This is a genomic window from Paenibacillus sp. FSL W7-1287 (assembly GCF_038004245.1).
Lineage (GTDB): Bacteria > Bacillota > Bacilli > Paenibacillales > Paenibacillaceae > Pristimantibacillus > Pristimantibacillus camelliae.
The window spans coordinates 1,653,833-1,663,253 of sequence record NZ_JBBORD010000001.1 but is presented as its reverse complement, the minus strand read 5'-3'; the positions used below and the strand labels follow the sequence as shown (position 1 = coordinate 1,663,253).

The 9,421-nt window shown below is 41.9% G+C and carries 5 protein-coding genes and 1 pseudogene; 1 reads left to right on the top strand and 5 read right to left on the bottom strand.

All coding sequences use genetic code 11. The annotated features are described in order from the left end of the window. Positions 1 to 106: 106 nt before the first annotated feature. Positions 107 to 464 (top strand): annotated as a pseudogene (locus tag NSQ99_RS07435) (DUF1801 domain-containing protein). Positions 465 to 556: 92 nt separating this feature from the next. On the opposite strand, the gene NSQ99_RS07430 reads toward NSQ99_RS07435, so the two are convergent. From NSQ99_RS07430 to NSQ99_RS07405, 5 genes are all read right to left on the bottom strand, one after another. Next, on the bottom strand, positions 557 to 2,278 hold the full coding sequence (locus NSQ99_RS07430) for a hypothetical protein (RefSeq protein ID WP_340835973.1): 1,722 nt from the start codon (positions 2,276 to 2,278) through the stop codon (positions 557 to 559). Positions 2,279 to 2,362: 84 nt separating this feature from the next. Beyond that, positions 2,363 to 3,232 carry a carbohydrate ABC transporter permease gene (locus tag NSQ99_RS07425; RefSeq protein ID WP_340835971.1) on the bottom strand — a complete coding sequence of 290 codons (870 nt, stop codon included), beginning with the start codon at positions 3,230 to 3,232 and terminating at the stop codon, positions 2,363 to 2,365. A gap of 12 nt (positions 3,233 to 3,244) precedes the next feature. Next, on the bottom strand, positions 3,245 to 4,159 hold the full coding sequence (locus NSQ99_RS07420) for an ABC transporter permease (RefSeq protein WP_340835969.1): 915 nt from the start codon (positions 4,157 to 4,159) through the stop codon (positions 3,245 to 3,247). A gap of 664 nt (positions 4,160 to 4,823) precedes the next feature. Then, positions 4,824 to 5,624, bottom strand: a complete 801-nt coding sequence (locus NSQ99_RS07415; RefSeq protein WP_340835967.1) for an AraC family transcriptional regulator — start codon at positions 5,622 to 5,624, stop codon at positions 4,824 to 4,826. Between the two features lie 436 nt (positions 5,625 to 6,060). Continuing rightward, positions 6,061 to 8,913 (bottom strand): endo-1,4-beta-xylanase, encoded by a 2,853-nt coding sequence (locus tag NSQ99_RS07405; protein ID WP_340835966.1) that lies wholly within the window; start codon positions 8,911 to 8,913, stop codon positions 6,061 to 6,063. Between the last annotated feature and the right edge of the window lie 508 nt (positions 8,914 to 9,421).

Below are 9,421 nucleotides of genomic sequence, written 5' to 3'. Positions count from 1 at the left end.
ATAATGTAGGGAATCGACTAGTAATCTAGAATGTAATAATAAAAATAATGTTAATAATAATTATGAAATCACATATTATTCAGCCAACGGAAAGGGGTATGCATGAATGTACGAGCCGAAGATGAAGGAAACGGATAATAGTGTAATTGAGTTTATTGAACGCGTGGAGAATGAAAAGAAGAAAGCCGATGCCTATCAGTTATTAGAAATCTTTGAAAGGGTAACTGGTTATGAAGCAAAAATGTGGGGACCCAGTATTATCGGGTTCGGCAGCTATCATTACAAATATGCTTCAGGACATGAAGGGGATGCGCCTTTAGTAGGTTTTTCACCAAGAAAGGCAAAAATTAGTCTTTATTTGTCCGACTTGTATTTATGTAAATAAATTAGCTGATATTGATACCAACGTTTTAGAGGAGCTCATTCGATACACATTAGACGAATATCAAACTCAAAACCAGTGAAATTAAAATGGGATGAAATCTGAATAGATTTCATCCCATTGCGTTTATATGAAGCAAGTGTACTGTTCCAGCCTCATAGAACTATCTTTGCATTAATCCAGCATTGTTTTATCGCCAAATATTGCTTCCCAAGCAGTTTTACGCTCATCAATGATCGCTTGACCGCCTGATTTCAGGTAATCATCCATGCCAGAATCATATACTTCGTCAAATTTGTCAACAGGTGCTACAACAGCTTTGTTCAAGATCGTATCACGTTTTTCTTTCAGTGCTTGACCTTGACCATCTTCTGCCTTGATTTCACCCACATTGACGTTCTGTCCGATACGTCCTTGATTCGTTGTAATCTTGTGTGCTACTTCAATCAATCTAGAGTCAACACCAGCATAACCGTTAGCAATTGATTTAACTGTCAATTCAGGATCGCCAAGGTCAAGACCATTACTTGTAATCGTGTAGTCAATGTTTGCTGGAGAGTTCATAATTTTTTCGCCAGTTGCTGCAATTGTCTTCAAGGAACCGTCCTCTAACTTCTCGTGAGTAACGCCTTCCTCTCCAAACTGTAGGAATACGCGATTTTCAAGCTTGGAAATCCAATTCACATAAAGTAGAGAAGCAAGTGGTTCTTTGTTCGTTGCCGGGAAGAATATTTTACGGTCAACAGGACCTGATAAGAATTTCTTATAAACACCAGCATCGTTCGGGAATGATTCAATAGCAACATAAGCTGCATCTGGGCCAACAAGTCGCTGAAGGCTCGCGTGAATGCTGTCTTCACCATTACGATATGGATAATCCCAGTTGTGCATGAACGCTCCCACATAACCCAATTTCATAAGATTATCCTCTGTTGTATCTCCAGCAGGATAAAGTGGGAAGTCTTTCCAAATAAGACCTTCGTTATACCACTTGTTCAATACTCTAATACCTTCTTTGTAATTAGGGAAAAGGAAACGACGATCATCAAAGCCATTAATGAAGACGTCTTTATCTGTTATATCATTAGGCACGAATGATCCAGTCAAATGATCTGCACGCCAGCCTACATCAAAGCTCGTTGAAAAAGGTATCATCTTATCAGCATCTGCTCCTAAAAGTGTAGAAGCGTTGTCCTTAAATGCTACTAGCATATCTTCAAATTCTTGTAGTGTTGTTGGTGCTGGAATATTAAGTTGCTTTAGCCAATCCTCACGTACAAACGTATTAATACGGTTTAGTATATTTAGTTTAGCTTCCAACGCCCACAAGGTTCCCGTGTTAGGATCCTGATCCCAATAGATGTTAGTATCCGTTAAATACTCCCACATATCTGGTAATAGATCTTTGTATTCTTCCAGAAGAGGAGCTAAGTCAAGAACACCACCCATGTTCGCATAGGTTTGGATTGTTGGATAAGAGTAAGTGAGACTGACATCAGGTGCTTGATTCGCTGCCAGATAGTTGTTAATGACCTCAGTCTCTGTCCAACGTGGAACAGGAACAAAAGTAACTTCTACATTATGGTCACGAAGCATCCCATCTTTAATATATTGTGTATAGAAGTTATCCTCTGGAGGCGTTCCCCCGTCATTACCACGGTCATAAATCTCTACTGTAATTTTACGAGTTTCCTTAAATTTCAGGTCAGAATCTAGACCTAGCGCTTCTAATCTAGCATCGCCGCTGCCTTCTGAGTTATTAGATGCAGCAGGTGTTGTACTATCTGCTGGAGCAGGTGAAGATGATGGTGCTGGTTTGTCGCTCGTGCATCCCGCAATTACTAGCGCAAAAGCAATAATAACTGTCAGAATGGACATCGATTTACGAAATCCCATGTTTGTTCCCCCTCTTTTTCATTCACTTTTTTGAATTCATTTATAAAAATTGACATAGCCAATTTCTATCAGGTGTTAAAAGAACTAACCTTTCACCGCTCCGATGGTAACACCGGAAATAAAGTATCTCTGCAGCCAAGGGTATACGAGCAAAATCGGTACCGTCGCAAACATAACGGTTGCAGATTTAATCGTTTCAGATAGACCTGGACTTGAGAAGCCTTCCTGTGTAGCCACCTCAACGCTCGTAATACTATTAAGTATGTTATATAGCAGCAATTGAATAGGAAAGTACGTTCTATCAGACATAAACATCAATGCATCCGAGAAGCCGTTCCATCTACCTACCGCATAGAACAGTGCCAACGTTGCAAGCACAGGCATTGAAAGTGGAAGATAGACACTAACGAGTACTCTAAGCGGCCCTGCTCCATCGAGCTCAGCTGATTCTCTAAGACTATCAGGAATCCCGAATAAGAAGCTTCGCATGATGATGACATAAAATACACTAATACTATTTGGTATGATCAGTACCAACGGATTATTAAGCAAGTGCAGCTCTTTCAAAAGCAAATAGGTTGGGATTGTACCCGCACTAAAGTACATCGTAAAGAGAATAATTGCTAAAATAATTTTTTTGCCTTTCAGGTTGTCATAGATCAGCGGGTATGCACACATAACCGTCATAAACATAGACCATAGTGTGACGATTACCGTTAGAATTGCTGTCCATAGTAACGACCATGTGTATTTAGAATCTCCAAGCACAGTCATGTATGCATCGAAGTTCAATCCTACAGGCCAAAGTAATACTTCACCTTTCACTAAAGCATCTGCTGAACTTAAGGAACGAGCCAATATGTTCAATACTGGCAGTAGACAGGCCAAGACACACAATAAACAAAATGCTGCGATAACCCAGTCTCCGATTTTATGGCTTCTTGATTTAATCATGTTTTCAGCCTCCTACCAAATGCCGCGATCGCCAGATTTTTTTGCAAGAGCGTTTGCTGCAAACAGAAATATGACGCACACGACTGATTGAAATAAACCTACGGCAGTGGATAGAGAGAATTGCAATCCACGAATACCATTGTTGTATACGAATATGGAAATAACGTTAGAGACTTCTGAGACAAGCTTATTACTTAGTGCGTAAGGTCTATCAAATTCACTACCTAGAATTTGACCTAGGCTTAGAATTAGCAACACAATGATGGTTGGACGAAGTCCTGGCAGCGTAATATGCCAAATCTTACGTAAACGACTTGCTCCATCCACCGCTGAAGCCTCATAAAGCTCTGGGTTAATCCCTGCAATGGCTGCTAGATAGATGATGGTATTCCAACCACAGCTTTGCCAGATGCCCAAAAAGATGTAGGTAGCAACCCAATACTTGGGATCATTCAGAAACGGTATGGACTCAAAGCCCATATTATTTAACAAGATGTTGACAAGCCCTGTAGTCGGAGCAAAAAGCTGAAGTGCCATACCTGAAATAATTACCCATGATAAAAAGTGTGGCATATAAACTACAGTTTGCGTGAACTTCTTAAAACGCTTGAAAGCTAGTTCATTTAAGATGATTGCTAACATAATAGGCGCTGGAAATCCAATCAGTAAGTCTAGAAAATTAAGAAGAAGTGTGTTTCTAAGTGCATAAAGAAAGTCGCGATTGGAAAATGCCTTTATAAAATATTCAAATCCATGATTTGCTGCCCATTCCATCTGCCAAGGGCTTTGTATAATGCTATAGTTTTTGAATGCTATTTGAATGTAGCCCATCGGAATATATCGGAAAATGATAAAGAAGGCCATCGGGAGTGCAAGCATCGCATACAGGATCCAGTAACGTTTCATATAGACTAGCGATTTACTCATCTTTGTAGTTGACATATATGATACCCGCCTTACATATTAATTTTTCTTGCTTTTTCCATAAATTAAGAGGTGCTGTATAGCTCACGTCAATCCCTCTTGTACTGCTTGTTTTAAGAAGCACCTCCTCCATCGTTTGGCGTCTGTGTTCATCTGTTTTGGAACGTCGTGATCGAGGTTTGTTTTCCCTGTCACGGAGTCACGTTCTGAAACAGTAGGCTCAGGATTCCACGCCATTCTCCAAGAGGCGTACATTGCACTTGCAAGAGCACTGACTGACCAGATGATGTTATCGCCCTTTTTGTAAACGTTGTCATAGCAACGATTACTAATCAATCAAACTTTCGACCGAACCCCTTTTTTCACTATCAGTTACCTAAATTTCTTCAACTGAACAGCTTAGTCGCTCTAGTTGGTTTGATTGTTTTCATGATCCATGAAGTGTCTTATTAGTAAAATAAAGCGTTTACACAAACTACAAAAAATAAAGGGTGTAATTTAACATTTTTTTCATATTGAGTTCATCGTGTTGGCAACGATCAAGATAGCCAAAACACTTTTGTTCGTTAATAACAATTTAGCATTGAAGATACATTTCGACAATAGTCTGAATATAGTTAAGGAAGGCTAATTAAAGATAATTTTTTGTGAATAAGAGTGCTTTTCGCTAGTCTGGTTGTTTTCTAAGACATTGTGATGGTGAATATCCTTTAATCATTTTAAATTGCTTTCGGAAGTGCGACAGGTCTTTATACCCGCAGCGCTCTGCTGCTTCAGTTACGTTACATTCGCCATTTTGCAGCATATCCTCTGCATGGTTAATTCTCGTTTGCGCCAAGTATTGATTAACCAGCAATCCCGTTTCATTCTTAAATAGCGCCCCAAAGTATACGGTATTAAGGCCTACCAGATTGGCAAGCTCTTTTACAGAAATATTGCTTGCGTAGTTTTCAGAAATATAGCTGATCGCCCTCTTCACACGGTAATCTATACTTGTGGGGTCTTTTTTCAAGAGAATCAGCTCATATAATCTATGAATAATGACAAGCAGCAATCCTCTAGTTTTTATGCGATACCCCGCTTCCTTACGAACCCAGGCATTGGATAGCTCATGAAAAAGCCCGATAAGATCGCTTTTAACTCCAATGTGCGTAAGCAATGGAAGTGGAAGTCCGTTTAGTTCTCCATCCATCCCATAGAGTGTGAAGTTAGTAGAGTATACGATCATAAGATCGTCAACGATGCAGTGTGCTTTACGAAGGCTACCTCGTGGAATGCAAAGTAGATCTCCGCGTTTCACCTCGTATTCTACTCCATTAATGACATAGATTCCTTTCCCTTCTATGACATAAGTAATGTCACAAAATGTGATTTCATTTTCTGCAATTTCCCACGTTGGTGTACACTTTCTATAAATCAAGTAGCTGATATCAGGAACTAAGAAGTCGTCGTTAATTTCTACTGACAATTGAATCTCCTCCCAATATATAAACTGTAATTTATACCCTATAACTATAATTTGACCTTGTCAATAAATATTCTTCGACACGAATACTGAAATATAGACATTTAATTCATCACTTTTTTGTACTTTTTATCATAAAAAAGAAGCAGGAGTTACCCTGCTTCTTTTTTACTCTATTACACCTTTATGCTCCCTTGTGCACCAATCAGGTACTGACTCCACGTACACATCGTTTACTTATCTAAACCATTTTATAAAAGTCCTGGAGCACGTTTCGAACCTCATCTGTGGACTTTGTTTGCATGAGCTTATCCTTCAACTCATCTGCCTTATCGAATCCGTTAATATAGATCCTAAAGAATCGAAGCAGATGAACAAACGGTCTTGGCTCCAATTCTGTTGAGTACTTATCATATAAATCTATCGTATCTGCTAATAATTAGCGTTTATAAATTCCAAGATCTCCAAGGTCAATTTCATAGCCGTCCTGGAGTTTCTCATATTCGCCTTCAAAGTAATCATCTAGGTATGAATGTCCTAGAATGAATCTGTCCGGATTCATGGCGCCGTAGTAACCGGCATTGGCATTGTTCTGACTGTCAAACAGTACATAGCTTCCCTGCCATCCTGAACCTGATACACCCCAGCTGATGATATGATCGATATAAGGGGCGAACTTGGTGAACATTTTGTACATCAACGCGTACTGATAACCAAGGGCGTCAGACTGTCTGACATTGAGCACTGCCGGAGCGGTCGCGCCGCCGCCAGGAGCGTTGGTCGGTATCTTAAGGTCAAATTCTGAGTAGGAAATACCAGAAAGAAGGCCTTGGTCAACGAGAGAAGCATAGAGGGCCATGGCATATTGGTTATCGCTTGCTAGGGTCTTTCCAATAGAGTCGTGTCCCTGGATACCGATGTCTTCGATAAGCGGTCTTCCGTCATACAGCGGATCAGAGAGCCATGCGGTATTCAGTTCGCGAACCATGTTGTATACAGTCCTCGCTTTGCTTCGGGAAGCAATGCCGTAATCGTTGTAGGTCAGTCTCGGAGGATTGTCAACGATATAGGCGTCAATGCTGCCTTCATCGTCGTGTCCATCGAGCTTCATGTACTCGGGAAGGTCGGCGTAGTTAGCCTTGTAAGCTGCCGCCATCTGAGCGTTGGGGGCCGCGATGTGTGCGTATTTGAAAAGCAAATAAATATAATGCTCGGTGATGTCCCCGCCAATTAGTTCATCCGACATTGCAACAAGCCAATTGGTGTGTTTAAGGCTCGTTCTCCAGTTGTTCACATCCGTAGGTATAAGTTCGCTGTGGCGGCTTTCATGGATCTCTTCATTGAGTACGTCCCATGAATTGAATGGGATTACTCCGCGGGATACGCTTGAGCCATACTTCGTATCTGTGGTCAGGAAGTGCCGCATCACATACATTGTGTGGTTAAACTGCACTCTTCTGGCCATTTCTTTGTCTACCGGAACCTGGGTTGTTACGCCGTTGCCCAATCCGTAGAAATTGGTTGTGCCATTATACCCGGAAGGTAGGTTCGCAGGAACAATCTGTCTCATCCATGCAGGGGCCTGGTTATACCATGCCAAAACATGGGCGTGTGACTTATACTGTCCGGGAGTTCCGGAATCCCTGATTGCTTGATAAGAGTTGGTCGGGAAACTGTATTCACCTATGCCAGGGGCGGTGGATGCGCCGCTCAAGGTCGCACCAGTAACGCTTCTCAGCCAGTTCGGGCCGCGTGGATGCGTGCTTTCGGCCTTGAGATTGTTGCCATCGACAAAGATTTCATAGTGCCGGGCTCTAGTTCCGGTTACTGATCCGGTTCCGATCGATCCGACCATGAACAGGTCATTTTCCCTGTTGTAAACACTCTTTAAAGGCGCTACGACACTCTGGTTTTCCCTGTTGACTACGTTAGGAAGCGCTATGCCGTTCGGATCGGGAGTAGTTATTTTAATGTTGGCGACAAGAAGCATGCCAGTTTCCGCAGGACGGCTAGTCTCGCCATGAAGCTCAAGAATGAAGTTCGAAGACATACCTGTTGAGGCGTTAATGCTGTGGTGAGCCATCAACCAGGTTTCACCGTTGTAGCTGCCAACCCAGTCGGGGTTAAGGTTGTTGTACTGATAATCCCTGAGGTAGCTATCGAGGTCAGAGTTGGCATTTCTGACTCTCCACCTCATGAATTTGCCCTGCGCGCTCTTAGGATAGTACACGTCAAATTCAATAGTTGAGCCTGCGGGAACATTTACAGCCTGGGACAACGGAGATTGAATGCTTATTCCGCCGAATATGCTTGTTCCGTTATGGGCGTAATTGATCTGTAGCACATCAGCTTTGCCTTCGGAATCTGCAAAAGGATACGGAATCATTGCGTATGTACCACCAGCAAAATTGGCAGGAACACGGTTATCAAGCGGTGTTCTTGAAGTCCAGTCATTAGTGGGCGCGGTAATTTCTATAGGTAACCTACCAGGACCTGGATCAAGACGGAAATAGGGATCTGAACCGTCCGCTTTGATCTTTTCTTTGAAATTCACTATTGCCTCTTCAAGGCTGGCTATGGCTTCGCTAGCCCAAGGAATGAGTGCATTGCTCGCGAACTCAAGCGCGTTATCAAGCCCTTCTAGTTCGTTATCGTACACCCAGGGGAAAGCTTTATTCACATCGGATCCGTCGTCTGTATAGCTAATTTGGAGCGGAAATTCCTCGTTGCCGGCTCTTAAAGCTTCGGCTTGTGCTATGAGGTCGTTCAGTTCAATCATAATTTCGGGATAAGGGACGTTCTCAAGAGGAATCAGAATGGCATCATCGATGAAAACCATGTTTATATTTCTGGCGGACGCTACGTTATCAAGGAAAAACACATAGCAATCGTCGCTGGTTTTTTCCTGACCAAATACAGGAGCAATCAAGTAATCCGTGTAGGTATTTCCTTCTTTTGTGGTTACTGTGAAGCTCGCATATTTCTTAAATACTTCGGCAGCGACTTTCAAAAAGCCTTTGTCCTTCTGTTTTGCATCAAAAATGAAATAGATGCCGGGGAAAGCATTGCTGTTGGCGTTAGATGTAATCTTGGTTCCGGAAGCGTTGACGCGAGTTACGTTCGCTTCACCTTCGACTTTCACAGCTACATCTTTGTCGGCTTCGCCATTCCAGATTAGTGTCAGTGCGCTTTCGGCCGCGGCTGCCGGGAAGGGGGTGTAAGCGAATACAGAGAACAGCATGACGACTGCGAGGAGGCGTGAAACGTTGATTAAGAATTTGTCAACTTTCATCTTAGTTTTGCTCCTTTTCTTAAGGCAACCTCTAAAATCTCGTTTTAGAGTCGCTCAATTTTTAAGTTTCGGAATTTTATACAACTTTACCGATGTGTTGTTTTGGTTGATGTTTATTGTGCGGTTTTATAATGAATTGACTATCAAATATCCCTCCGTTTCTCATTTTATTTTTGCTGGTATTTCTGCTCCCATGTCTTTTCACGTTGTTCAAAATTATATTGGACCAGCCTGTAATATCTATTTTTATGTGGAGCTCTGGGGGTATATGTATCCAGTTGTGAAGCTACATTATTTATCATGTTCTCTATCATGTTCATTCTCGCGATTGTGAAAGACTCCTATGCGCACAGCATACTTCCCTTTCTGACGCAGCATGCCGCTGAAATCCACGTCATCGATATTCGATTCTTTAATGGAAGTATTGCTATATGTGTCGAGTAAGCACATTCAACATGCTATCCACTGTTGCAAAACACTACTCCAACACTTACGTGTACCTTAGATA

What these genes read in the sequence shown, in the direction of transcription:
- NSQ99_RS07430 (WP_340835973.1), bottom strand. Translation starts at nt 2,278, where the DNA reads ATGGGATTTCGTAAATCGATGTCCATTCTGACAGTTATTATTGCTTTT.
- NSQ99_RS07425 (WP_340835971.1), bottom strand. Translation starts at nt 3,232, where the DNA reads ATGATTAAATCAAGAAGCCATAAAATCGGAGACTGGGTTATCGCAGCA.
- NSQ99_RS07420 (WP_340835969.1), bottom strand. Translation starts at nt 4,159, where the DNA reads ATGAGTAAATCGCTAGTCTATATGAAACGTTACTGGATCCTGTATGCG.
- NSQ99_RS07405 (WP_340835966.1), bottom strand. Translation starts at nt 8,913, where the DNA reads ATGAAAGTTGACAAATTCTTAATCAACGTTTCACGCCTCCTCGCAGTC.